We start from the raw sequence: 24,293 nt of genomic DNA, 5'->3' as shown, positions 1-24,293 counted from the left end.
GTCCTACCTGGTTCGGGTGATACCCGGGGATCGGACGGAGGTCTTTACCGAGGCGCGACGAAGACTCGAGGTCCGACTATCTGAGGGGGAACCCATGATCCGAAAGCTCGCCGGCGCGGTCGCGGCGGGGGTCGCTGCGGCGGCGCTGTGGTCGATGCCGGCCTCGTCTGCGCCGGTGCTGCAGCTGTCCGGCGCGATCTTCACCACCGACGTCTCCGGCGCGCCTGTCAACCTCAACCACTACGCCGCCAAGCAGGACGTCTACCTCAACGGCGGCCCGGGGATCAATGCCCCCGATGACGCGGCCGGACTGCCTGCCGGGATCTATGCCTTCCAGGTGACCGACCCGTCCGGCAAGACGCTTCTCTCCACCGATCCGGCCTCCTGCCGGCGGGTCGAGGTCGACGCCAGCGGCCGGTTCGTCAGCGTCGCCCCGAGCGGTGCCTGTGCGCACTCGACCGGCACCGATGCCGAGGACGGTGGCATCACCGTGCAGCTGTTCCCGTTCCTCGACACCCCGAACAACGGTGGTGAGTACAAGGTCTGGCTGACGCCGTACGCCGCGCTCAACCCTGCCGCTCCCGGCAGCCGGCACGGTTTCGTCCCGGCAGACAGCAAGACCGACAACTTCAAGGTCCGGGCCCGGGCGATCGTCGAGATCGACACCCGGTTCTCGCGGCACGGCGGGCCGTTCATCGACGGTCTGGCTGCCGAGTGGACCGACACGCTGGGCGCGCACAACGTGAAGTACTCCGAGTACAACCCGGCGGTCCTCGCGTTCCACGAGGCGCACGTCGAGGCTGCTGAGGCGGGGCTGCACAAGATCACCGTGACCCATCAGACCGGCTGCGAGATCGACGACGTGCACTACGCCGGGCAGACCTTCGTTCCCGGCGCGAACGGCTCGGTCGCGGTCCCGGTGCAGGTCAAGAAGCACATGAGCGGGAACCACACCTACTGGGTCGACGTGCACTGCGTCTGAGTCGCGATCACTCGGATCCGGTCACCGGGACCACAACCTAGCATTTGCTTGGTAGCCGCTCTAGACTGCCGGACATGGCAGTCGAGATCGACTTCAGCGGCAAGGTGGTCGCGGTGACCGGCGGCGCTCGCGGTGTGGGCGCCGGGATCGTCGCGCGGTTCCTCGAGGCGGGCGCGGAGGTCGAGATCTGCGGCCGGAACGCCCCCGCCGAGCTCCCCGTGGTGGACGGACGCAAGCCGGTCTTCTCGCAGGTGGACGTGCGTGATCCCGCCCAGGTCGCGGCGTGGGTCGCCGCGATCACCTCCCGGCTCGGACGGCTCGACGTGGTCGTCAACAACGCCGGTGGATCGCCCTACGCCGACTTCGCGACCGCCTCGCCGCGCTTCCACGAGAAGATCTCCGCGATCAACTTCCTCGCCACCGCCTACGTCTGCCAGGCGGCGTACGAGGCCTTGAAGGCCTCTCGCGGCTCCATCATCAACATCAGCTCGATCTCGGCACGGCGCCCCAGCCCCGGGACCGCGATCTACGGCGCCGCGAAGGCGGCAGTCGAGAGCCTGACCGGGTCGATCGCGGTGGAGTGGGCGCCCGACGTACGCGTCAACGCGGTCTCCTGCGGGATCGTCGCGACCCCGGGGTCTGAGGACCACTACGGCAGCCCTGAGCAGCGGGCCGCCGTCGCGGCGACCATCCCCCGCGGGGTCTTCGCGACGCCTGAGGAGATCGGCGACGCCTGCCTCCTGCTCGCCTCGCCGCTCGCCGCCCACGTCACCGGTGCGGTTCTCGCCGTCGACGGCGGCGGGGAATGGCCCGCCTTCCTGCAGCACACCCCCAACTCCTGAGGAGAAACCGTGCCTGAAGCCGTCATCGTCTCCGCCGCCCGCTCGCCGATCGGCCGCGCCTTCAAGGGATCGCTCAAGGACCTGCGCCCCGACGAGCTGGCCGAGCAGATCGTACGCAGCGCCCTCGCTGCGGTGCCCGAGCTCGACCCGACGCAGCTCGACGACCTGATGATGGGCTGTGCCCAGCCGGCGGGAGAGCAGGGCTACAACATCGGCCGGGTCGTCGGCGTACGCCTGGGTCTGGACGCCGTTCCCGGCACCACCGTCCACCGCTACTGCGCCTCGTCGCTGCAGACCACCCGGATGGCCTACCACGCGATCCGCGCCGGCGAGGGAGATGCGTTCGTCTCCGCCGGGGTGGAGTGCGTGTCCCGCTATGAGCGCGGCAAGGCCGACGGGATGCCGGACACCAAGGCCGAGGAGTTCCTCGAGGCGGGCGAGCGTGGCGCTGCGCGGGTGGCCGCGGGTGAGACCTGGTCCGACCCACGCGAGTCCGGCGAGCTGCCCGACTACCACCTCGCGATGGGCGAGACCGCGGAGAACGTCGCGTCGATCTACGGGGTGACGAGGGAGGCGCAGGACGAGTGGGGCGTACGTTCCCAGAACCGTGCCGAGGCTGCTGCTGCGCGGGGCTTCTGGGAGCGAGACATCACCCCCGTGACGCTGCCGTCCGGCGAGGTGGTGTCGTCCGACGACGGGCCGCGCGCCGGCGTGACTCTCGAGAAGGTCGCCGGGCTGAAGCCGGTGTTCCGTGAGAACGGCACCGTCACCGCCGGCAACTGTTGCCCCCTGAACGACGGCGCCGCTGCGCTGGTGATCATGAGCGACTCCCGCGCCGCCGAGCTCGGGATCACCCCGCTGGCCCGGATCGTGTCGACCGGAGTATCCGGGCTCTCACCCGAGATCATGGGCCTCGGACCCGTCGAGGCCTCCCGTCAGGCGCTCGCCCGCGCCGGGCTCTCTGCGTCCGACATCGACCTCGTGGAGATGAACGAGGCCTTCGCCGCCCAGGTGCTGCCGAGCATCGACCAGATCGGGCTCGACCCCGAGCGGGTCAACGTCAACGGCGGCGCGATCGCTCTCGGCCACCCCTTCGGCTCCACCGGCGCCCGCCTCGCGACCACCCTCCTCCACGGTCTGCAGGAGACCGGCGGCCGCTACGGCCTGGAGACCATGTGCGCCGCCGGCGGTCAGGGGATGGCGCTCGTGATCGAGCGCCTCTGAACCTGGCTGGTCGAGCCGCGAGTCTCTCCCGTCGGTCGAGCCGCGAGCGCCAGCGAGCGTGTCGAGACCAACACGGTCTCCTCGGCGTTCGATGGGACTGTGTTGGTCTCGACGACGGGGGTCAGACGCTGCGGCGACCCAGGTGGATGACGGCGACGGTGATGTGACGCTCCTCGATGACGTACACGATGCGGTAGCGACCGACACGGAGACGGTAGCGGTCCTTCCCCCACGCGTAGGCGCCGACGTCGCGCGGGGTCTCGGCCAGGGTGTCGATCGTGTCGAAGACCTGGATCAGGCCGATGGGGTCGTCGTCGACGTACGCCTCGGCCGAGCGCAGCGCTTCGTCGGCCCAGACGACTTGATAGGTCACCGGCAGGTCACTCGCCGACCGGGCCGTCGAGGCCGAGGGCTCGGCGAGCCTCGGCGTGCGGGGTGTAGCTGACCTCGCCGAGCTCGCGTCGCAGGGAGTAGCGCGCGATGGCGAGATCGTCCTCGAGATCCTCGACGCGCCGGTCGTGGTCGTTCAGATAGGCGCGGATGGCCTCGCGGGCGATCTCCTGCTTGGACCGGTTCTCCGTCCGGGCGCGGTCGGTCAGCAGCCGGTCGTCGGCCTCGCTGAGTCGCAGTGTCATTGCCATGGACCCAGCGTAACCCGCGGTGGTATCACGCGGTATCGTACGTGTGTCGGAACGTCGAGTTTCAGCCTGGGGGATATCCGAATATGTCGCTGACCGCGCTCTACCTGCTCGTCGCACTAGGAGCGGGGCTGGTCGCGATGTTCCTCAAGCTCCCGCCCCTGGTCGGCTTCCTGGCCGCCGGGTTCGGGCTGCACGCCGCCGGAGTCGGCGAGCTCGAAGGACTGCACACGCTGGCCGATCTCGGTGTCACGCTGCTCCTGTTCGGGATCGGCCTCAAGCTCGACGTGAAGTCGCTGCTGAGACCCGACGTGTGGCTGAGCACCTTCGCCCACCTCGGCTTCAGCGTGATCGTCGGCGTGGGTCTGCTGGTCGGGATCGCACCGCTCGGCTTCGCGCTCCTCGCCGATGCCGACCTGGCGGAGATGGCGCTGATCGCCTTCGTCCTCTCGTTCTCCTCGACCGTCTTCGCGATCAAGGTCCTCGACGAGCGTCACGACAACAACACCCTCTACGGTCGGATCGCGATCGGCGTGCTGGTCATGCAGGACATCGTCGCGGTCGTGTTCCTGACCGTCTCCAAGGGTCACTGGCCCTCGCCGTGGGTCTTCGCGCTGGTGCTGCTCCTTCCCGGCGCCTGGCTCGCCCACCGGGTCTGGGACCGCATCACCTCCACCGAGCTGACCGCCCTCTTCGGCCTGGCGATCGCGCTCGTACCGGGCTACTGGCTCTTCGAGGCCGTGGGGCTCAAGGGCGACCTCGGCGCACTGGTGGTCGGCGTGCTCCTCGGGTCGCACGCGAAGGCGCCGGCGCTGGCGAAGGTGCTGTTCAGCACCAAGGAGCTCCTGCTCATCGCCTTCTTCCTGAGCATCGGGCTGACCGGGGTGCCATCTCTCGAGGACCTCGCGCTCGCCACCGTGCTGCAGATCCTGCTGCCGCTCCAGGCAGCCGCCTACGTCGTGATCTTCGTGCTCATGGGGTTGCGCTACCGCACCGCCACACTGGCCTCGTTCACGCTGACCAACTACTCCGAGTTCGGACTGATCGTGATCGTGATCGCCTCCGCGACCGGGCTGGCGTCGGCCCAGTGGCAGACGGTGCTCGCGGTGGCCACCTCGCTCTCGTTCCTGGTGGCCGCGGTCTTCAATGCGTACGCCGCGAGGTTCATCAACCTGCTCAACCGGGCGTTGCCGGAGCGGAAGCCCGAGCGGCTCCAGGAGGCCGACCGGCCGATCAACCTCGGTGGCGCCAAGGCGCTGGTGGTCGGGATGGGCCGGGTGGGACGTACGACCTACGAGGAGCTGTGCGAGACCCAGGGCTACCAGGTGCTGGGCATCGAGCACGACTCGCTGCGGGCCGGCTCGCTCAAGGCCGAGGGCTTCGACGTCGTCGAGGCCGACGCGACCGACCAGGACTTCTGGGAGCGGGTCAAGAAGGGCGCTGGCATGGAGCTGGTCGTCCTCACGATGCCGTTCCACGGCGACAACCTGCTCGCGATGGACCTGCTGCGCAAGCTCGGCTTCACCGGCACAGTGGCTGCGATCGCCCTGCGGCCCGAGGAGCGCGACGAGCTCAAGAAGCGCGGCGCCCACGCCGTCCTGAACCTGTATGCCTCCGCCGGCTCCGACCTCGCCGAGAAGGCGATCCGGGTCAACCAGGAACGCCAGCTCTCTGCGTGAGTTGTGAAGCTGAGAGTGACCCATAGGCCCCTCTCAGCTTCACAACTCGGGTCAGCCGAGCAGGTCGTACCCCGTCGAAAGCGCACCCAGGTAGGTGCGGCTCATGCTCGTGCCGCCGGTCCCGCGCTGGAACGCGTAGAGGTAGCCCCCGGAGCGGGCGAGCAGGTCACCGCCGGCGCCACCGCGGAGGTCCCGGACACCGAGGACCGCGTTGTAGCCGGAGAGGTTGACCGACAGGGTCCGGTAGGAGACCAGGCCACCAGGGCCGTTGCTCTCGTGGACGACCAGGGAGCGACCGTTGACGAAGAGCACGTCCGGGGTGTTGCCGGAGTTCCAGCGGCCGACCCCGACCAGGCGGGTGCCGGAGGCGGAGGAGCGCATCACGATCGAGGTGCCGACCCTGCTGGTGCCCTTGCCCGGCCAGAGCTTGATCCTGCCGTCCGAGGTGCGGCCCATCACGTCGGGGTAGCCGTCGCCGGTGACGTCACCGACGGCGTCGAGCACGTTGACCGAGCCCAGTCCGCTCCCGATCACGACGCCGCTGGAGAAGCCGCCGCTGCCGTTGCCGCGGTAGAGACGCAGCGTGCCGTCGGAGAGCTTGGCGAGGAGGTCGCCCTTGCCGTCCCGGTTCCAGTCGCCGGCGTTCATCAGCACCTTGGCCGAGGTGAGCCTCAGTCCGGAATAGATCGGCTTGGCGAGGTTGATGCGGCCGTTGTTTGGCTTGACGTAGAGCGTCGAGCCGCCCTTCATCATCAGGTCGGGCAGGCGGTTGCCGGTGACGTTGGCGGCGCCGACGAGGGTGCGGGTCACCCCTGCGTACGGGCCCAGCGGCTTGCCGAAGCTGGATCCGCTGGCGGGGTAGACCCAGCCACGGCCTGACTTGTCGCGGCCGATCAGGTCGCCACGGCCGTCGCCGGTGAAGTCGCCGTAGCCGGTGATCTGGACCAGCGAAGACCACGAAGGGCTGCGTGCGGGGAGTCGTACGGCGGTGGTGAAGGTGCCTCGGCCGGTGCCCTTGAGGTAGTAGAGCGCCCCGGACTTGCGGCCAATCAGGTCGCGCCTGCCGTCGCGGTTGACGTCGCCGGTCGCGGCGAGCAGCCCGAAGCCGGACAGCGAGCGCGTGGTCGTCTTGCGGTCGAAGCCGCCGCGGCCGTTGCCGAAGAACCGCACCAGCTTGCCGGTCGAGGACTTGCCGACGAGGTCGTTGTGGCGGGTGCTACCGATGTTTCCGACCGCGGTGATCAGCGATACGCCCCGGAACTTGGTGTAGGGCAGATTCTTGTAGACCGGCGCGAAGGTGCCGTTGCCGCGCCCCTTGCGGATGCCCGCGGAGCCGTTCCGACGGACCTGGATCAGGTCGGCCTTGCCGTCGCCGGTGATGTCAGGGGTGACGACCTGGGCGCGGACCGTGCTGCCGAAGGTCGTCGACTTCTGGGTGCTGTTGAAGCCGGCGAATCCGCCCGTACGCACGGTGAACACCTTGCCGTCGGACTTCCGCCGCGCGACGAGGTCGGAGTGGCTGGTGCCGGTGATGTTGGACTCCAGGTCGCGTCCCGACCAGCTCTTCTGGAGGCCGGCGGCCAGCGTACGGATGGCGGGGATCTTGGCGTACAGGTTCGCTCCGGGGCACGCGGTGTTGACGGCGTCGCGGTGGCCCTTGATCGCGTGGGAGAACGTGGTGCCGTCGATCTTCACGTTGGTCGCGCCTGCGCTGATGCCGTGCAGCGAGAGCTTCCAGGCGTAGAGAGCGCCGTAGGCCTGGATCAGCTCTGTAGTCGGCTGGGCGGTCTCGAAGTTGCCGAGCGCGGAGGCGGCGAAGCTGTCGGTGTTGTAGCCGGAGGTATGGGCGCCTTCGACCGGCCGCGCGACGCCGCCGTTGCGGCCCTCCCAGATCCGGCCGAACTTGTCGATGAAGAAGTTGTAGCCGACATCGCGCCAGCCGTTCGTCTTCACGTGGTAGGCGTAGATCCCCCGAATGATCCCGGGGACGTCGGCCGAGGTGTAGTCGTTCGTCCCGGCGGTGTGGTGGACGAAGCCGCCGTGGATCGTGCGGTACGTCGGCGCGACCTGGTCGCGGATCGACTCGTCGGCACCCCACTGGGCGCGACTGTAGATCCGCGGGCTCGGCGTGTAGGCGGCGGCGGCGAGGTTGAGGTCGGCGTCCTCGTTCTTCTTGTGCGTCGACGGGGCCTTCTTGGCGCCCTCCGCGGTATCGATCTCGGGGAGCTCCTCGATCGTGTCGTCAGGCTTGCCAGGCTCGATGACGGCGAGCTCGAGATCCTCGGGGACCTCGGCGCCAGCCGGGACGACGACCCGGGTCTGGACCTCGTCGACGTGGCCGACGAGGAACTCGCGCGTGCCCTCACGGACGCCCTTCCCCTCGGCGCTGCCCGCGTCGGGGCCGTGCTCGTCGACGTGGACCTCCATGGGCCGCCACTTCGACCATGCACCGTCGGTCTTGGTGCGGACCTTGGCCTTCATGGTGTCGTGGTCGATGTCGCTGTCCGGGGACCAGGTCATGCCGACGACACCGAAGCCGGTGACGTCCTGGGGGACGCTGGTGAGGACGGTCCTGCGTGGCTCGGTCGCCAGCGTGGTTCCGCCGGTCTCCTCGCCTGATTTCGTGGTCAGATCGATCTCGTCGACGTGAGCCTCCACCGGGCCGTCCGGGAGCGTCGCCGGCTTCGACGAGGCCGCCTGGAAGGCGGCCAGGGAGCCGGTCGTGCTGGCACCGGGGGTGGTGAGGTCGACGTCGAGCATGGTCGGCAGCGCGACCGCGGTCGCGGCACCGATCACGAGGATGGTGCCGGAGATGGACGCGATCTTGGCGCGTCGGGGCATCGAAGCCTCCGTGGGGGAAGTAAAGATGGGCTCCGGAAACCTACACCCTGCCCCGGGGGGTGTCTCACCAATTTCGGGGTTATTTCGAGGTTTCGCGCAGATCCGTCTTGAGGACCTTGCCGCTGGCATTGCGCGGAAGGCTGTCGACCAGCACGTACGCCCTCGGCTGCTTGTAGTTGGCGAGGCGATCCTTGAGCCAGGCTGCGATCGTGTCGGGGGTCAGGTCGTCGTCGCGTACGACGACGAAGGCCTTGCCCACCTGGCCGAGGCGTGCGTCGGAGACGCCGACGACGGCGGCCTCGACGATGCCAGGGTGTCCGGCGAGGGTGTTCTCCACCTCGGCGGGATAGACGTTGAAGCCGCCGACGGTGAACATGTCCTTGATCCGGTCGGTGATCTTCAGGCAGCCGTGCTCGTCCAGGAAGCCGACGTCGCCGGTGTGGAGCCAGCCGTTCTCGTCGATCGCCTCCGCGGTGGCGTCGGGATTCTCGAAGTAGCCGAGCATGACGGCGTCGCCGCGGATCCAGACCTCGCCGTCCTCACCGGGTTCGGTGTCATCGCTGGCCGCGTTGACGGTGCGGATCTCCAGGCCCTCGACGGCGGGTCCGACCACCTTGGCCACGTGCGCGGGATCTTCGCCGGGCCGGGTGGTGGTGGCGACCAGGCACTCGGTGAGCCCGTAGGCGCCCTTGACCTCGTCGATCCCGAGGATGTCGCGCATGTCGGCGAAGAGGCTCTCCGGAACGCTCGCGGCGCCGGCGATCGCGAAGCGCAGCGAGGAGAGGTCGTACGCCTTCAGGTCGGGGTGGTTGATGAGCGTGGTGAAGATCGTGGGAGCGCCGGGGAGGACGGTGATCTGCTCGTCCTGGATCAGCTTCAGCGTCTGGGTCGGGTCGTAGGTCGGGATCGGATAGATCGTCGCGCCCGAGGTGAACGCCGCGATGAACCCTGCCTTGTAGCCGAAGCCGTGGAAGAACGGGTTGACGATGGCGTAGCGGTCCTCCGGGGTGAGCTTGGCGCCGCGCGCCCAGACGTCGCCGACGCCGATCGTCTGACGCTGGGCGCTCATCACGCCTTTCGGCTTCCCGGTCGTGCCGGAGGTGAACAGCAGGTCGGCCAGGGTGTCGGGGGTGACCGTCGCCTTGGCGGCTTCGAATCGCTCGTCGGAGATCTCCCGGCCCTTGGCGAGAAACTCGTCCCACCCGATGACCGAGCCGAGGGCCGAGTCGGAGGTCTCCCTGGCGAGGTCGACGATGGTGAGCAGGTGCTCCGGGAGCGGGCCGGCGTCCCGCAGCATCTGGACGTAGTCGGTGCCTAGGAAGCCGTTGACCGTGACCAGCGCGGTCGCTCGGGACCGGTCCAGGATCTCGCGGGCCTCGTGCCCGCGATAGCGAGTGTTCAGCGGCACCACGGTCGCTCCGATCGTCTGCGCGCCGAGGACCGCGACCGGGAACTCCCAACGGTTGGGCGCCCAGATGGCGACGCGGTCGCCGCTGCGTACGCCGCCGGCCAGGAAAGCGCGTGCGGCCGCGGCGGCTGCGTCGGCGAGCCCGGTGTAGGTGAGCGTCGTCGAGCCGTCGACGATCGCCGGGCGGTCGGCGTAGGTCTGCTTGGCCTTCTCGATCAGGGCGGGGATCGTGCGGGGGGTCATCCGGCCAAGCGTAGTTGAGCAACTGCTTGTTTGGTAGACTCCGTCCATGACTGACACGGGGGTTGCGCCGCGAAGGCGGGGGACGGCGTCGGGCTCGTCACGACGAGCCGAGCTGCTCACACTGGCGGCGGAGATGTTCGCGACCAAGGGCTTCGCCCAGACGACCGTACGTGACATCGCGGACGCTGCGGGGATCCTTTCCGGCTCGCTCTACCACCACTTCCGCTCCAAGGAAGCGATGCTGACCGAGCTGCTGTCCGGGTTCCTCGACGGGCTCAACGCGCGGTTCACCGAGATCGTGGAGTCCGGAGTCGACCCGCAGGCCGATCTCGACGGGCTGATCGCGGAGTCGTTCCGTACGATCCACCGCGAGCGCCTCGCGGTTGCGCTCTACCAGAACGAGGCGTCCTTCCTGGCGACGGTCGAAGGCTTCGAGTTCGTCGCCGAGCGCTCCCGCGACAACGAGGCGCTGTGGATCCGGGTCATCGAGGCCGGGCAGGCCTCCGGTGCCTTCCAGGCATCCCTCGACCCGGCGCTGACCTACCGGTTCATCCGTGACGGCGTCTGGTCGACCGTCTCCTGGTATCGGCCTGGGGGTCGGCACACCCCTGAGACGCTCGCGGAGCAGTATCTGAAGCTGCTCCACGCCGGCATCCTCGCCTGACGCTCGCTGGTCGAGCCATGGGCCGGCCCCGCTGGTCGAGCCGCGAGGCCGCCTGCGGCCGAGCGTGTCGAGACCAACACAGTCCCATCGAGCGCGACAGGGGACTGTGTTGGTCTCGACACGGGTTCGTTCGTTCCTCACGAACCCGTGTCGACCGGCGGGCGGGTGTCTTACGGGACCTCTTTGAAGCGGAGACCCTTGGGGTCTTCTGCCTCGATGATCCTCAGCTCCTCCGAAGTGGGCTCGCGGGTGAGCGGCGCATCGCTGGTGTCGATCTCGAAGCCGGTGGCCTCCTGTAGCTCTTCGGGGGTGACGCCGGGGTGGATCGAGCTGACCTTGATCAGCCCCGACTCGTCGTAGCCGAAGACGGCGAGGTTGGTGACGATGATGCCGAGGTCGTGGAAGCGGCCGGCGGTGCCGACCGCGCGGTCGTTGCCGACGCCGCTGGCGACGTCGACGCTCCCGACGAAGATCCGGGCGGAGTGCTTGGCGACCCAGTAGTCGACGCGGTGGTTGACGGTGTTGCCCGGAGCGCCGCGGACGCCGATCAGCTGCCGCTTCGGCTGACGCCAGTCACCGATGGAGGAGATGTTCTGGTTGCCGTGGCGGTCGATCTGGCTGGCACCCATCATCGAGTGCCGGCGGCCGCTGGCGACGATGTCGAAGATGCTGCGGAAAGGCACCCAGGCCTCCGGGGTTCCCCCTGCGGCAGCGGTCTTCAGCAGAGGCGGAGCCTCGGCCATCATGAACGCCTCACCGTCGCTGAGCGCGAGCTCGGGGGTGTGGGTGGCCTTGGCCAGACGTACGCCGATGGCCGGCACGATCCCGACGGCGTGGGCGAGCACCTCGCCGGAGTCCTTGAAGGCATCGGAGACGGCGGCGACGCAGACGTCGGCCCGGGTGACGGTCTGGGTGGTGGTCTGGGTGGTCACTGGGTGTCTCCCTCGTTGGTGAACGCTTCGACTGCGGCCTGGTAGGCGGCCTCGTCGCCGGAGAGGAACCGGGACTCGAAGGCGGTCCAGTCGTCGTCGGAGCGGGCGGCAGCTGCGTACGCCTTCTGGAACGCCTCGTCGCGGCCGTAGTCGGGCTCGCAGAGCGTGAAGTGGGCGCCGCCCGGGGTCTCGACGACGTGATTGACGAAGATCCGGGGGACCAGGAGCGTCTGGGGCGGGGCCTTGGCGGTCAGGTCGGCGGTCGAGACGACCTGCTCCACGGACATGATCGTGGTGTCGGCGGCCATCGCAAAGAGTTCGTCGAAGTAGGGGTCGGGGCCGAGGTACTGCCCGTTGCCCGCCGCGTCGGCGCGGTTGAGGTGGATGAGCGAGACGTCGAGGCGGAGCCCGGGGACGGCGACGTACTCCTCGTCGTCATAAGGCGACTTCACCGTCTTGAGGTCGGGGTTCATCGCCAGTACGTCGCTGCCGAGGCCGGCGCGGATCGGCTGGAACGAGAGCCGGTTGGCGCCCGCCTTGAGCCCGGCCACGAACATGCCCTCGTCGTACTCGCTCGTCTCCGGGATCTCGCCCCGCTCGCGGGCGCGGGTGAAGTTGGGGTCGAGCGGGATCGAGTCGAGCGAGACGAAGCCGTAGACGAGCTTGCGGATCTTGCCGGCGCGGGCGAGGAGACCGACGTCGGGGCCACCGAAGGCGACCACGGTCAGGTCGGTGATATCGCTGCGCAGGATCTCGCGCACCAGCGCCATCGGCTTGCGGCGGGAGCCCCAGCCGCCGATCCCGATGGTCATCCCGGACTCGATCTTGCTGGTCACCTCGCTCAGCGGCAGGGTCTTGTCGATCATCGGGCTCCCTCGATGGTGGTGGGGTCGGTTGCTGCCGCGCGCCGGTGCTCGGCCGCCCGCCCGAAGAGCTGGGCGGTGGCGTGGGCGCGCTTGAAGTAGAGGTGGGCGTCGTGCTCCCAGGTGATCGCCACGCCCCCGTGGAGCTGGATCATCTCGGCTGCGACCTGCGAGAACGCGTCGCTGCACCAGGACTTGGCCAACGACGCCCGTACGCCCTGGTCGGGCTGTCCCACGGACCAGGCCGCCGCCCAGGACATCGTGCGTGCGGTCTCCGTCTGGACCAGCAGGTCGGCACACCGGTGCTTCAGCGCCTGGAACGAGCCGAGCGGGCGGCCGAACTGGTGGCGCTCCTTCAGATAGGCGACCGTGATCTCAAGCGCTCGTGCGGCGGCGCCGGCCTGGAGGGCGGTCATCGCGGTCGCGCCGACGGCGTGGATGCGGTTCGCGTCGGCAGCGCCGATCGAGGTCGCCTGCGTCCTGTCGTAGCGCACCTTGCCGAAGCGGAGCGTCTGGTCGAGGGCATCGATCGGAGTGACCTCGGCGTCGACGACCTCGAGGAGCTCGTCGCCATCGAGCGCGAGCAGGATCTCGGCGCCGGGGGCGTCGAGGACGAGGTCGTCGAGGACGAGGTCGTCGTCGATGACGAGGGCCGCGGTCGTGCCGGCCGCGATCTGCGGGAGCAACCGCCGCTTGGCCTCGTCGCTGCCGCCGATCAGGAGCGCCTCGGTGGCGAGCAGCAGGCCCAGCAGCGGCGAAGGGGTGAGCCCGGCGCCGAGCTCCTCAAGCACGAGGTGCGCCTCGAGGTAGGTGCAGCCGGCCCCGTCGTACTCCTCCGGGATCGCCAGCGCCGCGACCCCGATCTGTTCGGTGAGCGTCTGCCACAGGACGGTGTCGTAGCCCTCCGGTGTGGCCATCGCGGCGCGCAGGTCCATCGAGGTCGCGCGCTTGGCGACCAACGTACGCACCGTGGCGACCAGGTCGGACTGCTCCTCGGTGAGCGCGAACCTCATCGGGCGCCCTCCCCGGAGACCAGCGACTCGAGGATCCGTGCCCGGTGCTCGGCCGGGGTGCCCCACGCGCCGACCAGCGCGCGGACCTTGAGGATCCACAGGCTCAGATCGAACTCGCGGGTGTAGCCGATCGCCCCGTGGACCTGGAGGGCAGTCCGCGAAGCGAGGTACGCCGCATCGCCAGCCGCCACCTTCGCCGCCGAGACCGACCGGGCCGCCGTCGGCGCCTCCGCCTCGAGGTCGACGGCCGCGTTGTGCACCAACGGGGCCGCGAAGTCCAGGGCGACGCGTACGTCCGCGAGCAGGTGCTTCACCGCCTGCTGGGCCCCGATCGGCTTGCCGAACTGGTGGCGCTGCTTGGCGTACGCGACGGAGGCGTGGAGCAGCCTGCTGCCGGCTCCGAGGAGCTGGGCACTGCAGGCCAGAGTTCCGAGATCCAGGGACCGACCGGCGTCGACGGTAGCGATCTGCTCGGTTGGCGTGAGGTCGAAGAGGCGACGTGTCGCATCGACGGATCCATGTCGGTCACCAGGCTCAGCGCGGTACAGCGCGGAGGTGGTCGTGAGCGCGAAAGCGTGGTCGGCGACGTCCGCATCGAGCGCCCGGGGTGTCAACCGTGGGGCCGCGAGCGTGGCGACGGCCTGTCCCGAGGCGATCCCGGCGAGCACCTTTGCCTCGTCTGCCTGTGTCAGTAGCGCTGGGAGGACGGCGACGGACTCGACCCAAGGACCAGGAACCCCGTGATACCCGAGCCTCTCGAACGCGACAGTCACGTCGACGGGGGACGCGCCCAATCCGTCGTACTCCTCGGGCACCAGCAGTCCCGCGACTCCCAGTTCTGCAAGGCGCTGCCACAACGAAAGCCCGAGTGCAGGGTCCCCGTCGGCCCACGAACGTGCCGCGCCCGGAGTGTCGGCCGCCCCCAACAGATCGTCGAGGGCGTCCGCGAACGCCGTCTGTTCCGGCGTACGTCCAAAGCGCATGTGCTCCTCCTTGTGTGACCGCTGCACAGTGAGGTTACCAAGCAAATGCTTGGTCGTCGAGAAGGCGTCCGAAAACCATCAGAGCGCCGCCTGCGACTTGCAGGCGGCGCTCCGACGGCATCGTCAGCGAGGATCGACGAGGACGCGGCGTGAAGCTGGTACGTATCTCGTCGTTCCGGCGTACTTGACGATCCAGTACCCCTTGGCCCGCACCTGGATCGACGTGCGGTAGATCCCGGTCGAGGTGGTGGTGAGCGTGCGCTTCAGCGCGGGACCGGCGGCGCCCGCCGGGTCGAAGTAGATCTTCACCGTAGTCCGTGCGAGAGGCCGCCAGCGCGGCCCGACCGAGGTCTTCTTGACGGCCTTCAGGTCGCCGGCGAACGTGACCCGTGCGCCGCGTCGGGGCGTCTTGGTGGACGCGTTGATCCTCGCCAAGGTCGCCTGCCTGGTGGTCGTCAGCGCCTCGGACGGGGCGTATGAGGCCGAGCCGGGATAGCGGGCGACCCAACGGCCTGGCGTGGTGACGGCGGTGGAGTAGGAATATGCCCCCGACGTGCTTGTCTTCACGGTCGCTCGGTATTGCGGTCCTGTCGTTCCGGCCGGATCGAAGTAGAGCCTCACGCCCAGACCGGCGACCGGCCGCCAGGCGGGGGCCCAGGTGCCCGAGGCGAGGTTGACGGCCTTGACCGTGCCGCCGATCCGGTGCCGGACGCTCGTGGTCGAAGCAGGAGGAGTCGCCCGAATGCTGGTCGTCGTCACCTTCCTCACGGCGATGGAGCCGACCGCAGTGCCGTTGAGGTTGATCGCGTAGGTGCCCGGCGGAGCCATGCCGTCGATCCAGATCGTTCCGCGAGCGGTGTAACTGTCGAGGGTATGAATGAGGTGTGGCCCGAAACGGTCGCCAAAGCCCACCTTGAGCGGCGAGACGGACATCTTGACATCGCCCCACAGTCGGATCCGGTCCCAGCCGCCGATGTATTCGACATCGATGGGCAGGCCGACTGGTTTGGTGCCTACGGTGACGCTGGTCGGCGTGAAGACGCGGGCTTTGATGCTGCCGTCTCCGACCTTGATCGTGACGGTCTTCTCTCGATAGGCGGTGCCGGGGTGGACCCGGATGTCCTCGGCCAACGCGGCAGCGATCTCGGTCGCCGAACCGGCGTACACGGCGCTGATGACGCCACTTGTCGTCGCCGTGAAGCTCGTGGAGAAAGCGCCTGTGGATGAGGAGGTCACGGTCGCGATCTTTCGCTTCGCTTCGGTGCCAGTGGGGTCTAGGTATATGTCAACCGTTCGGCCGGCGGCCGGCGCGTAGCTGGATTCGTCATCGGTGGCTTTGATCGAGCCGAAGACCTTCATGGTCTTTCCGGACGGAGCGATTCGCGGAGCGACATTCATCTCCATGCGTACGTCACGTTTGAGCCCGAACTCGATCGCCTGAGGTGCGTCGAGACGGATCTCGTGCTCCCGCCCGTCCTTGGTGACGATGACGTGCTGGGTCAAGCTGAGGGAGAACCGGCCATCGGTGTTGTAGAGCACGCCACGCGCACGGGTGCGGCTGCTGTCGACGGAGGCCAGGGTCCAGTCCGACAGAGTCGATGTTCCGTCCGCCCGGGCGATCGAGATCGTCGGCCGATTGCCCGCCTCGTCCACGAACCGGAGTGAGGTGCCGTTGTGCTCGTAGTGCACGTCGACGACGACGTTCTCCTCCGTGGCGTTCCACCACCCGCGAGCGTTGGCGGTCGCGTCCTGGACACGGATCCTTGCGGTCACGACGGCGTCGCCGTCGGTGAACTCCCGGGTGACCTCGTTGATGACGGGGGCTGCTTTGGCGCGGTCCTGGGATACCGAGAGGAGGCCTACGCCCGCGGCGAGGGCGAGTACGACGAGACCACTGAGGATGCGGGGCGTTCTCAACTCGCCACCGCCTTGCTCGAGGAGGACGCCGCCCAAGTCGTGGATCCGGAGAAAGCGAGTGACCAGGTCCCCTTGCCCTTCCGGGGAACGATGAGATCGAAAGTTCCGATGGCCGACATGTAGATGCTGCGCTGCAACGCTTTGGGGCTGGTGCCGGCGGGGTCGAAGTAGATCCGAAGGAGTTCACCCGGGACGGCCTGGGTGCGGCCGTACTCTCCGGGCGCCCGGAGAGACCCGGAGAACCGGAGGGTCTTCGTCGTGCCAGCGCTCTCGAGTGCAACCTCGGTCTTGGTCTTCACACTGAAGGACCCGAGCTTGACGTTGCCGAAGGTGAAGTCGTCGTACGCCTCCGCACCCTCGTCGAAGTGTGCCCTCACGCGGGCGACTTCCAGGAAGACCTCGTACTTCCCGTTGAGCGTCGGGGCCGGGCCACGGTTGGACATCATGGGCACGTTGATCCGCGTCGTACCGGCGCCCGTCGGTGTGGAGACCTGCGCGGACGTGCTCACCGGTCCGTATCCATCGGTCTGCTCGATCCGCAGTTGCACCAGGTCATCGGTGAACTCGAGCCGATCGGCCGTCGTCGACCACGTCAGATCGACCGGGACGGTGGTCGACGACGCGTTGCTGAGCGTGACAGTCGACGGAATCCTGGCCGTCACCGTGACCGTCGTGTCCAGCGACTTCGCGGTTTGCTGGTTGGTGCCTATCTGCCAGGTGGCCGCCGGCGTGGCGCCGGCGGTACCGGCCACCAGCACCAAGCCCGCAAGCACACCGAGAAAGCGTGTGGGGGTGATTCTCATGAAGGTGTTGCTCCGAGTGTGTGCCCGAGCCCGGTAGATCCGGGTGCACGGATGCTGCCATACCCGGGGGTGGTGTGCAGGGGCGATTCGTTCACGAACGCCCCTCGTCTGAGCAACAGTTCGCTAGCCGAGCCGGGGGAGCCCCAGAATCCGCTCGGCGACGATGTTGCGCTGGATCTGGTTGGTGCCGGCGTAGATCGGGCCGGACAGGGAGAAGAGATAGTCGTCGAGGCACGGGCCTTCGAGCTCGGCGTCGGCGCCGAGCAGGTCGAGCGCGGTCTCGTGCAGGGAGAGATCGAGGTCGGACCACCAGAGCTTGTTGATCGAGCCCTCGGCGCCGACCGAGCCGCCGGCCTCGACGTGGGTGACGGCGCCCCAGGTGTAGAGGCGATAGGCCTCGGCGCCGATCCAGGCGTCGACGACCTGATCGCGCAGATGCGGTTGCGGATCGGTCTGCCACAGGTCGAGAAGACGGTCGGCGGCGGCGCAGAACCGACCCGGCGAGCGCAGCGAGAGACCCCGCTCGTTACCGGCAGTCGACATCGCGACCTTCCAGCCGTCGCCGACGCCGCCGAGCACGTCCTCGTCGGGCACGAAGACGTCGTCGAAGAAGATCTCGGCGAAGCCGGGGGTGCCGTCGAGCTGGTCGATCGGGCGGACCGTGACGCCGTCGGCCGAGAGGTCGAAGAGGAAGTACGTCAGGCCCCGGTGCCGCTCGGCGGACGGATCCGAGCGGAAGAGGCCGAAGCCGCGGTCGGCGAACGGCGCCCGGCTGCTCCAGGTCTTCTGTCCGTTGAGCTTCCAACCGCCCTCGACCTGTGTCGCCGTCGCGCGGAGCGAAGCCAGGTCAGAGCCCGCTTCCGGCTCGGACCACGCCTGCGCCCAGACGAGCGTCCCGTCGGTCATGTCGCGCAGGTAGCGCTCCTTCTGCTCCTCGGTCCCGTGGCCGAAGATGATCGGTGCGAGCAGCGAGATGCCGTTTTGCGAGATGCGGGTCGGGGCGCCGGCGAGATAGTACTCCTCCTCGAAGATGACCCACTCGGTCAGCGACGCATCGCGACCGCCGTACGCCTCGGGCCAGGTCACCACCGACCAACGACCGGAGGCCAGGGTGCGCTCCCAGTCGCGGTGGGCCGCGGCGCCTTCGGCGGTGTCCATCGAGGGCAGTCGGCCGGGGTTGTTGGCGGCGAGCCAGTCACGGGCCTCGAGGCGGAACGTCTCCTCGGCTTCGGTGAACTCGAGAGTCCCCTGGTCGAAAGTCACTGCTTCATCGCCTTCGCGTTCATCCCCGCGAGCGAGTCCTGGCCGACTTCTGCGTTGTGGGCGTGCGCGGCGTGGTGAAGACCGAAGACCGAGTCCATCCCGGCGCGCATGCCCATCAGGTCCTCGGCCTGGTTGACCGCCTTCTTGGCCAGCGCGAGCCCCAGGCGTGGCATCTCGGCGATCTTGCCGGCGAGCGCGAGCGTCTCGGACTCGAGGTCGTCGCGGGGTACGACGTGGTTGACCATGCCCCACCTCTCCGCCTGTGAAGCAGAGAACCGGCCGCCGGTGAAGAGCATCTCCTTGGCGGCGCGGGGGTTGGTGACCCACGGGTGGGCAAAGTACTCGACGCCGGGGATGCCCATCTTGACCACCGGGTCGGAGAAGAACGCGTCGTCGGAGGCGACGATGAAGTCGCAGGACCAGGCCAGCATCAGGCCGCCGGCGATGCAGGCGCCCTGCACCATCGCGATCGTCGGCTTCGGCAGCTCGCGCCAGCGGCGGCACATGCCGAGGTAGACCTCGGACTCGCGCGCGAAGCGGGAGTCGACGCCCTCCTTGCCGACGTGGTCCCACCACATCACGGCCTTGCGCTCGAAGCTCTCGTCGATGTCGCGGCCCGGGGTGCCGATGTCGTGGCCGGCGCAGAAGTGCTTGCCGTTGCCGCCGAGGACGATCACCTTGATCTCGTCATCGTTGGTCGCGCGCGTGAACGCCTCGTCGAGTGCGTAGGTCACCTTCGAGTTCTGGGCGTTGCGGTATTCGGGGCGGTTCAGCCGGACCACCGCGACGGGTCCGTGGGTCTCGTACGTCACGACACTGGTCTCGGTTGGAGTGGCGCTCATGCCGCAGACGCTACCAAACAAGTGCTTGGTTTGGTAGGTTGTCCGGCATGGACCTGACCTACTCCGCAGAGGACGAGGCGTTCCGTGCCGAGGTGCGCGAGTGGCTGGCCGACCATCTGGTCGGCGAGTGGGCGGCGTTGCGCGGCACCGGCGGGAACGGGCGTGACCACGAGTCGTACCAGGGGCGGCTGGCGTGGAACCGCTACCTGGCCGAGCACGGCTGGACCTGTCTGGGCTGGCCCGAGGAGCACGGCGGGCGCGGCCTGCCGCTGTTCCAGCAGGTGATCTTCCACGAGGAGTACGCCCGGGCAGACGCCCCCGTCCGGATCAACCATCTCGGCGAGGAGCTGCTCGGACCCACCTTGATCGCCCACGGGACCGACACCCAGAAGGAGCGGTTCCTCCCGAAGATCGTGGCCGTGGAAGAGCTCTGGTGCCAGGGCTACTCCGAGCCGGGCGCGGGCTCCGACCTGGCCGGGGTGCGCACCCGGGCCAGGCTCGACGGCGACCAGTGGGTCGTCGACGGGCAGAAGGTGTGGACCTCGAACGCCCACCTGTCCGACTGGTGCTTCGTGGTGTGCCGTACGACGCCTGGCTCCGAACGCCACCACGGCTTGTCCTACCTGCTGGTCCCGATGCAGCAGTCCGGCGTCGACGTGCGCCCGATCCAGCAGCTGACCGGCACCTCGGAGTTCAACGAGGTCTTCTTCGACGGCGCCGTGACCTCGGCCGACCTGGTGGTCGGAGAGCCCGGCGACGGCTGGAAGGTCGCCATGGCGACACTCGGTTTCGAGCGCGGCGTCTCCACGATCGGCCAGCAGGTCGGCTTCGCCCGCGAGCTGGCGACGGTCGAGGAGGCGGCCCGGACCTCCGGTGTCATCGATGCCCCGGACATCGCGGATCGCCTCGCCCAGGCCCACGTCGGGTTGGAGGTGCTCCGACTCCATGCGCTGCGGACGCTCTCTGCGTACGACTCCGGCTCCTCGGGCCCGGAGGCGAGCGTCTCCAAGCTGCTGTGGGCCCGCTGGCACCGCGAGCTCGGTGAGCTGGCGATGGACGTCGTCGGGCTCGCCGGCCTGACCACCGGCGAGGGCTACGCGCTCGACCGGCTGCAGTCGCTCTACCTCTTCTCCCGCGCCGACACCATCTACGGCGGCTCGGACGAGATCCAACGGAACATCATCGCCGAGCGTGTGCTCGGCCTGCCACGAGAGGCTCGTGCATGAAGCTCGAACAGCCCACCCCCGCGTACGTCCCCGGCCACTCGCTCCTCCACGGCCGGGTCGTCGTCGTGACCGCCGCGGCGGGCGCCGGGATCGGCGCTGCTGTGGTTCGTAAGGTGCTCGAGGAGGGCGCCGAGGCGGTCGTCATGTCCGACACCCACGAGCGCCGGCTCAAGGAGTCGCGCGACGCGCTCGCCGAGGAGTTCGGGGAGGACCGGATCACGGCCGTGACCTGCGACGTCACGCAGGAGGACCAGGTGCAGGCGCTGCTCGATGCGGCCGAGCCGTACGACGGCGTCGACGTGATGATCAACAACGCCGGCCTCGGTGGCACCGCCTCGGTGCTCGAGATGACGGACGACCAGTGGTCCAAGGTCCTCGACATCACTCTGACCGGGACGTTCCGGTGCATCCGCGCGGTCGGGCAGCGGTTCGTGGCCGCCGGGAAGCGCGGCGTGATCGTCAACAACGCCTCCGTCATCGGCTGGCGAGCCCAGGAGGGCCAGGCGCACTACGCCGCGGCGAAGGCCGGCGTGATGGCGCTGACCCGCTCCGCCGCCGCCGATCTCGCCCCCCACGGCATCCGGGTAAACGCGGTCTCGCCGTCGCTGGCGATGCACCCGTTCCTGGAGAAGGTGACGAGCCCCGAGCTCCTGGTGGAGCTCAAGGGCCGTGAGGCCTTCGGCCGCGCGGCCGCGCCCTGGGAGGTCGCCAACGTGATGGTCTTCCTGGCCAGCGACTACGCGTCGTACATGACCGGCGAGGTCGTCTCGGTGAGCAGCCAACATGCCTAACCCCCCGAGAAGTCAGTTCTCGACGCCGAGAAGTCAGTTCCTGACGCCGAGGAGTCAGTTCCTGATCCCCTCGGCGCCAGAAATCGACGTCTCGAGCCCAACTACTGACGTTTCGGCGTCAAAAATCGACCTTTCGGCGGAGATCAGGAGTTCACATGGGTGAGGCATTCATCATCGATGCGGTTCGTACGGCGGTTGGGAAGCGCGGGGGAGCGCTTGCGGAGGTGCATCCGGCCGATCTGGGGGCGCACTCGCTGACGGCGCTCGTCGACCGCACCGGGATCGACGCGGGAGCCGTCGACGACGTGATCATGGGGTGCTGCGACACCATCGGCGGGCAGGCGGGCGACGTCGCACGGACCGCGTGGCTGGTGGCCGGGCTGCCCGACCACGTACCGGGCGTGACCATCGACCGGCAGTGCGGCTCCTCCCAGCAGGCGGTGCACTTCGCGGCTCAGGGTGTGATGTCGGGTACGCAGGATCTGGTCGTCGCAGGTGGGCTGCAGAACATGTCCGCGATCCCGATCTCGGCGGCGATGCTGGTGGGACAGCAGTACGGGTTCACCACTCCGTTCGCCGAGTCGCCGGGCTGGGTGAAGCGCTACGGCGACCAGGAGGTCTCCCAGTTCCGCTCCGCCGAGATGATCGCGGAGAAGTGGGACATCTCGCGGGAGGACATGGAGGCGTATGCCCTCGCTTCGCACCAGCGTGCCAAGGCCGCGATCGCCGAGGGGCGGTTCGACCGGGAGATCGTGCCAATCGGTGACTTCACCGTCGACCAGTGCCCGCGTGAGACCTCGCTCGAGAAGATGGCCTCCCTGGAGCCGCTCGCTCCGGGCGGCCGGATCACCGCAGCCGTCGCCTCGCAGATCTGCGACGCCTCCTCGGCGCTGCTGATCGCCTCCGAGGCCGCCGTCCGTGACCACGGGCTCACCCCGCGCGCACGCATCCACCACCTCTCGGTCCGCGGCGACGACCCGGTCTGGATGCTCACCGGCCCGATCGAGGCCACCCGTCACGCCTTGGCCAAGACCGGTCTGACGGTCGACGACATCGACCTGTTCGAGTGCAACGAGGCCTTCGCCTCCGTCGTCCTGGCGTGGATGAAGGAGCTCGACGTCCCGCACTCGAAGGTGAACGTCAACGGCGGCGGCATCGCCCTCGGCCACCCCATCGGCGCCACCGGCGCCCGGCTGATGACAACGCTCCTCAACGAGCTCGAGCGCACCGGCGGCCGCTACGGCCTGCAGACGATGTGCGAGGGCGGCGGCCAGGCCAACGTCACCATCATCGAGCGGCTGTGATCCTGAAGTTGTGAAGCTGAGAGTGGCCTATAGACCACTCTCAGCTTCACAACTCCCGGACCGACCGGGTCAGGCCGGCTGCAGCCTGAGCGTGCGGCGCTCAGCGGCGGGGGAGCCGGGGGTGGGGAACCTGTGGTGGATGACGGCGGCTTGGCCGGCGGTCCACAGGCCGCTGATGACCCAGTAGACGAGCAGCGCGAGCGGGACGGTGCTGCCGGCGAGGAGCATTCCGACGGCGGAGATGACGGGCATGAGCTCTTGCATCCGGATCATCGACTCGGGCAGGTCGGCGCGGACCATGTTGGGGAGCACCCACAGACGCTGGCTGAGGTAGCTGACCAGCGCAGCGGTCGCGGCGAGACCGAGAGTGATCACCAGGTGGGCGGTGTCGCCGGTGAGGTAGCCGTGGCCGGTGAGCGGCGTGCCGAGGAAGGTGGCTGACCCGAGCGAGGCGACCAGCGAGTCGTTCATCGCGCCGACCGCAGTGTCCCGGCTGACGTCGGAGAGCAGATGGTAGAGCGCCAGGAAGATCGGCAGCTGGGCGAAGGCGGCGAGCATCGCGAAGCGGGGTACGCCGTGCTCCTCGTTGATCTTGCGCCGCTCCGCCATCATCGCCATCACGTCGTCCTGGCTGGGGCTCCCGGACGATCCCTTCTTGGCGTACTTCTTCGTGAGGGCCTGGAGCTGTGGGCGCGCCCGGGCGGAGGCGTGAGCGTGGCGTACGCCGCGGATCGTGAGCGGGAGGAGAGCGAGCCGGACCAGCACCACGAGGGCTGCGATGGCAAGCAGCCAGCTGGCGTTCGGGCCGATGGAGGCGAGGACGTGGTGGGCGCCGGCGAGGACGGCGGCGAGGGCATGCGACAACGGGGCGAGAACGGACATGGGTGTGCTCCTGAGCTGAGTGGGTAGGACTGACGGGCTCGCCGGTGGCGAGAGTCAGAACTGCTCAGGAGCGCGCGGGCGACGCGGGGAGCACACCGGGTCGGTGACCCGGGCAGCCAGATGATGGGGTCCGTCGGAGACGTCCGGGCGGACCGTCGAACGTGCCCTGACCAGGGCGAACGAGCGAACGTTGTGGAGCGAGCCCACCGCGACGGCGGCGAGCGCTGTCGAGACCGCGATGGTGAGCAGCGCCTGCTCGGGGTCGACGCTCATCAGCGCCGGGAGCATCAGCGTGAAAAGAGCGACCAGCGCGATGCGTACGCGGCTCGTCTCGGTATTCACGACTCACACTGTACCGATCAGGGCCAAGCCGGGCCTCATCTCAGGTCGCGCCGCATCAGTACGCGGGGGTGACCGGAGAGGACCGAGGTGGTGTCGGCGGCCCAGGTGAAGCCCGCGGCCTCGAAGTTCTTGCGGATCCCGGCGTACGCCATCGTCAGGTCGACCTTGGCGCCCTGGTTGTCGAGCGGGTAGGCCTCGATGGCCGGGGCGCCGCGGTCGCGCGCGAAGTCGATGGCACCCTCGATGAGCGCGTGCGAGATGCCCTTGCCGCGGTAGCCGGGCCGGACCCGGATGCACCACACGGACCACACCGGCAGGTCGTCGACGTGGGGGATCTTCCGGTTGCGGGCGAAGGTGGTGTCCGCACGCGGGGCGACGGCGGCCCAGCCGACCGGCTCGTCGCCCTCGTAGGCAAGCACGCCGAGCGGGCCGGAGGCGAGCAGGTCGCGTACGAACTCCCCGCGCTCCTGGCCGCGCATCTTGTTGTTGATCGTCGAGGGGATCCGGTAGCTCAGGCACCAGCAGACGCTGGCGTCGTCGCGCTTGGGGCCGACAAGGGTGCGTACGTCGTCGAAGACCTCTGCCGGGCGAACCTCGATCGTCATGGGATC

The 24,293-nt window shown here is 68.8% G+C and carries 23 protein-coding genes; 8 read left to right on the top strand and 15 right to left on the bottom strand.

Going from position 1 to position 24,293, the window contains the following annotated elements:
* Nucleotides 1–94 precede the first annotated feature (94 nt).
* The 3 genes from IEY84_RS22850 to IEY84_RS22840 all read left to right on the top strand — a co-directional run bounded on the left by IEY84_RS22850 (nucleotide 95) and on the right by IEY84_RS22840 (nucleotide 3,048).
* Nucleotides 95–982, top strand: a complete 888-nt coding sequence (locus tag IEY84_RS22850; RefSeq protein ID WP_183549737.1) for a hypothetical protein — start codon at nucleotides 95–97, stop codon at nucleotides 980–982.
* 74 nt (nucleotides 983–1,056) lie between these two features.
* A complete protein-coding gene (locus tag IEY84_RS22845; protein WP_183549740.1) occupies nucleotides 1,057–1,824 on the top strand; it encodes an SDR family oxidoreductase in 768 nt (255 codons plus the stop codon).
* Between the two features lie 9 nt (nucleotides 1,825–1,833).
* Complete coding sequence (locus tag IEY84_RS22840) at nucleotides 1,834–3,048, top strand: acetyl-CoA C-acetyltransferase (protein ID WP_183549743.1); 1,215 nt, start codon at nucleotides 1,834–1,836, stop codon at nucleotides 3,046–3,048.
* Between the two features lie 121 nt (nucleotides 3,049–3,169).
* On the opposite strand, the gene IEY84_RS22835 is transcribed toward IEY84_RS22840, so the two are convergent.
* Both IEY84_RS22835 and IEY84_RS22830 read right to left on the bottom strand, forming a co-directional pair.
* Entirely contained in the window at nucleotides 3,170–3,421 is a 252-nt protein-coding gene (locus tag IEY84_RS22835) for a type II toxin-antitoxin system RelE family toxin (RefSeq protein ID WP_183549746.1), read from the bottom strand.
* Nucleotides 3,422–3,428: 7 nt separating this feature from the next.
* Nucleotides 3,429–3,689, bottom strand: coding sequence for a YlcI/YnfO family protein (locus tag IEY84_RS22830; protein WP_183549749.1), 261 nt, complete (start codon nucleotides 3,687–3,689; stop codon nucleotides 3,429–3,431).
* Between the two features lie 83 nt (nucleotides 3,690–3,772).
* Here IEY84_RS22830 and IEY84_RS22825 point away from each other — a divergent pair, with 83 nt between their 5' ends.
* Entirely contained in the window at nucleotides 3,773–5,365 is a 1,593-nt protein-coding gene (locus IEY84_RS22825; RefSeq protein WP_221209174.1) for a cation:proton antiporter domain-containing protein, read from the top strand.
* A gap of 51 nt (nucleotides 5,366–5,416) precedes the next feature.
* Here the strand turns inward: IEY84_RS22825 and IEY84_RS22820 are convergent, their stop codons facing one another.
* Both IEY84_RS22820 and IEY84_RS22815 read right to left on the bottom strand, forming a co-directional pair.
* A complete protein-coding gene (locus tag IEY84_RS22820) occupies nucleotides 5,417–8,206 on the bottom strand; it encodes an FG-GAP-like repeat-containing protein (protein ID WP_183549754.1) in 2,790 nt (929 codons plus the stop codon).
* A 79-nt stretch (nucleotides 8,207–8,285) separates the two neighbouring features.
* Nucleotides 8,286–9,857, bottom strand: coding sequence for an AMP-binding protein (locus IEY84_RS22815; RefSeq protein ID WP_183549757.1), 1,572 nt, complete (start codon nucleotides 9,855–9,857; stop codon nucleotides 8,286–8,288).
* Between the two features lie 46 nt (nucleotides 9,858–9,903).
* Between IEY84_RS22815 and IEY84_RS22810 the strand changes: the two genes are divergently transcribed.
* Complete coding sequence (locus tag IEY84_RS22810; RefSeq protein ID WP_183549760.1) at nucleotides 9,904–10,521, top strand: TetR/AcrR family transcriptional regulator; 618 nt, start codon at nucleotides 9,904–9,906, stop codon at nucleotides 10,519–10,521.
* Nucleotides 10,522–10,691: 170 nt separating this feature from the next.
* Here IEY84_RS22810 and IEY84_RS22805 read toward each other — a convergent pair whose 3' ends face one another.
* From IEY84_RS22805 to IEY84_RS22770, 8 genes are all read right to left on the bottom strand, one after another.
* Nucleotides 10,692–11,453 carry a CoA-transferase subunit beta gene (locus IEY84_RS22805; RefSeq protein ID WP_183549763.1) on the bottom strand — a complete coding sequence of 254 codons (762 nt, stop codon included), beginning with the start codon at nucleotides 11,451–11,453 and terminating at the stop codon, nucleotides 10,692–10,694.
* Nucleotides 11,450–12,319 carry a CoA transferase subunit A gene (locus IEY84_RS22800; RefSeq protein WP_183549765.1) on the bottom strand — a complete coding sequence of 290 codons (870 nt, stop codon included), beginning with the start codon at nucleotides 12,317–12,319 and terminating at the stop codon, nucleotides 11,450–11,452. The genes IEY84_RS22805 and IEY84_RS22800 overlap by 4 nt, the downstream gene beginning before the upstream one ends.
* Entirely contained in the window at nucleotides 12,316–13,329 is a 1,014-nt protein-coding gene (locus tag IEY84_RS22795) for an acyl-CoA dehydrogenase family protein (RefSeq protein ID WP_183549768.1), read from the bottom strand. Before IEY84_RS22795 ends, IEY84_RS22800 begins: the two co-directional genes overlap by 4 nt.
* On the bottom strand, nucleotides 13,326–14,312 hold the full coding sequence (locus IEY84_RS22790; protein WP_183549770.1) for an acyl-CoA dehydrogenase family protein: 987 nt from the start codon (nucleotides 14,310–14,312) through the stop codon (nucleotides 13,326–13,328). Before IEY84_RS22790 ends, IEY84_RS22795 begins: the two co-directional genes overlap by 4 nt.
* A gap of 123 nt (nucleotides 14,313–14,435) precedes the next feature.
* Nucleotides 14,436–16,229: a hypothetical protein gene (locus IEY84_RS22785; protein WP_183549773.1), complete on the bottom strand. Its 1,794-nt coding sequence runs from the start codon at nucleotides 16,227–16,229 to the stop codon at nucleotides 14,436–14,438.
* Complete coding sequence (locus IEY84_RS22780) at nucleotides 16,226–17,032, bottom strand: hypothetical protein (protein WP_183549776.1); 807 nt, start codon at nucleotides 17,030–17,032, stop codon at nucleotides 16,226–16,228. Before IEY84_RS22780 ends, IEY84_RS22785 begins: the two co-directional genes overlap by 4 nt.
* A 123-nt stretch (nucleotides 17,033–17,155) precedes the next feature.
* Nucleotides 17,156–18,295 carry an acyl-CoA dehydrogenase family protein gene (locus IEY84_RS22775; protein WP_183549780.1) on the bottom strand — a complete coding sequence of 380 codons (1,140 nt, stop codon included), beginning with the start codon at nucleotides 18,293–18,295 and terminating at the stop codon, nucleotides 17,156–17,158.
* Nucleotides 18,292–19,137 carry an enoyl-CoA hydratase gene (locus tag IEY84_RS22770; protein ID WP_183549783.1) on the bottom strand — a complete coding sequence of 282 codons (846 nt, stop codon included), beginning with the start codon at nucleotides 19,135–19,137 and terminating at the stop codon, nucleotides 18,292–18,294. The genes IEY84_RS22775 and IEY84_RS22770 overlap by 4 nt, the downstream gene beginning before the upstream one ends.
* A 47-nt stretch (nucleotides 19,138–19,184) precedes the next feature.
* On the opposite strand from IEY84_RS22770, the gene IEY84_RS22765 reads away from it, so the two are divergent.
* The 3 genes from IEY84_RS22765 to IEY84_RS22755 all read left to right on the top strand — a co-directional run bounded on the left by IEY84_RS22765 (nucleotide 19,185) and on the right by IEY84_RS22755 (nucleotide 22,458).
* Nucleotides 19,185–20,363: an acyl-CoA dehydrogenase family protein gene (locus IEY84_RS22765; protein WP_183549786.1), complete on the top strand. Its 1,179-nt coding sequence runs from the start codon at nucleotides 19,185–19,187 to the stop codon at nucleotides 20,361–20,363.
* Nucleotides 20,360–21,154: an SDR family oxidoreductase gene (locus IEY84_RS22760; RefSeq protein WP_183549788.1), complete on the top strand. Its 795-nt coding sequence runs from the start codon at nucleotides 20,360–20,362 to the stop codon at nucleotides 21,152–21,154. The genes IEY84_RS22765 and IEY84_RS22760 overlap by 4 nt, the downstream gene beginning before the upstream one ends.
* A 155-nt stretch (nucleotides 21,155–21,309) precedes the next feature.
* A complete protein-coding gene (locus IEY84_RS22755) occupies nucleotides 21,310–22,458 on the top strand; it encodes an acetyl-CoA C-acetyltransferase (protein ID WP_183549790.1) in 1,149 nt (382 codons plus the stop codon).
* Nucleotides 22,459–22,527: 69 nt separating this feature from the next.
* On the opposite strand, the gene yidC is transcribed toward IEY84_RS22755, so the two are convergent.
* The 3 genes from yidC to IEY84_RS22740 are packed head-to-tail and all read right to left on the bottom strand — an operon-like array spanning nucleotide 22,528 to nucleotide 24,287.
* Complete coding sequence (gene yidC, locus IEY84_RS22750; protein ID WP_183549793.1) at nucleotides 22,528–23,340, bottom strand: membrane protein insertase YidC; 813 nt, start codon at nucleotides 23,338–23,340, stop codon at nucleotides 22,528–22,530.
* A 54-nt stretch (nucleotides 23,341–23,394) separates the two neighbouring features.
* On the bottom strand, nucleotides 23,395–23,682 hold the full coding sequence (locus tag IEY84_RS22745) for a hypothetical protein (RefSeq protein ID WP_183549796.1): 288 nt from the start codon (nucleotides 23,680–23,682) through the stop codon (nucleotides 23,395–23,397).
* A 35-nt stretch (nucleotides 23,683–23,717) separates the two neighbouring features.
* The gene (locus IEY84_RS22740) at nucleotides 23,718–24,287 is read right to left on the bottom strand and encodes a GNAT family N-acetyltransferase (protein ID WP_183549799.1); all 570 of its coding nucleotides are present in this window, start codon (nucleotides 24,285–24,287) and stop codon (nucleotides 23,718–23,720) included.
* Nucleotides 24,288–24,293: the final 6 nt, after the last annotated feature.

The organism is Nocardioides albus (genome assembly GCF_014648255.1).
GTDB classification, from domain to species: Bacteria; Actinomycetota; Actinomycetes; order Propionibacteriales; family Nocardioidaceae; genus Nocardioides; species Nocardioides albus.
The sequence above is the reverse complement of the archived record's forward strand: the minus strand, read 5'-3'. Positions and strand labels throughout refer to the sequence as shown.

Coding starts and splice junctions, on each gene's coding strand:
- IEY84_RS22850 (WP_183549737.1), top strand. CDS start 95: ATGATCCGAAAGCTCGCCGGCGCGGTCGCGGCGGGGGTCGCTGCGGCG.
- IEY84_RS22845 (WP_183549740.1), top strand. CDS start 1,057: ATGGCAGTCGAGATCGACTTCAGCGGCAAGGTGGTCGCGGTGACCGGC.
- IEY84_RS22830 (WP_183549749.1), bottom strand. CDS start 3,689: ATGGCAATGACACTGCGACTCAGCGAGGCCGACGACCGGCTGCTGACC.
- IEY84_RS22825 (WP_221209174.1), top strand. CDS start 3,773: ATGTCGCTGACCGCGCTCTACCTGCTCGTCGCACTAGGAGCGGGGCTG.
- IEY84_RS22820 (WP_183549754.1), bottom strand. CDS start 8,206: ATGCCCCGACGCGCCAAGATCGCGTCCATCTCCGGCACCATCCTCGTG.
- IEY84_RS22815 (WP_183549757.1), bottom strand. CDS start 9,857: ATGACCCCCCGCACGATCCCCGCCCTGATCGAGAAGGCCAAGCAGACC.
- IEY84_RS22810 (WP_183549760.1), top strand. CDS start 9,904: ATGACTGACACGGGGGTTGCGCCGCGAAGGCGGGGGACGGCGTCGGGC.
- IEY84_RS22800 (WP_183549765.1), bottom strand. CDS start 12,319: ATGATCGACAAGACCCTGCCGCTGAGCGAGGTGACCAGCAAGATCGAG.
- IEY84_RS22795 (WP_183549768.1), bottom strand. CDS start 13,329: ATGAGGTTCGCGCTCACCGAGGAGCAGTCCGACCTGGTCGCCACGGTG.
- IEY84_RS22790 (WP_183549770.1), bottom strand. CDS start 14,312: ATGCGCTTTGGACGTACGCCGGAACAGACGGCGTTCGCGGACGCCCTC.
- IEY84_RS22780 (WP_183549776.1), bottom strand. CDS start 17,032: ATGAGAATCACCCCCACACGCTTTCTCGGTGTGCTTGCGGGCTTGGTG.
- IEY84_RS22770 (WP_183549783.1), bottom strand. CDS start 19,137: ATGAGCGCCACTCCAACCGAGACCAGTGTCGTGACGTACGAGACCCAC.
- IEY84_RS22765 (WP_183549786.1), top strand. CDS start 19,185: ATGGACCTGACCTACTCCGCAGAGGACGAGGCGTTCCGTGCCGAGGTG.
- IEY84_RS22760 (WP_183549788.1), top strand. CDS start 20,360: ATGAAGCTCGAACAGCCCACCCCCGCGTACGTCCCCGGCCACTCGCTC.
- IEY84_RS22755 (WP_183549790.1), top strand. CDS start 21,310: ATGGGTGAGGCATTCATCATCGATGCGGTTCGTACGGCGGTTGGGAAG.
- yidC (WP_183549793.1), bottom strand. CDS start 23,340: ATGTCCGTTCTCGCCCCGTTGTCGCATGCCCTCGCCGCCGTCCTCGCC.
- IEY84_RS22740 (WP_183549799.1), bottom strand. CDS start 24,287: ATGACGATCGAGGTTCGCCCGGCAGAGGTCTTCGACGACGTACGCACC.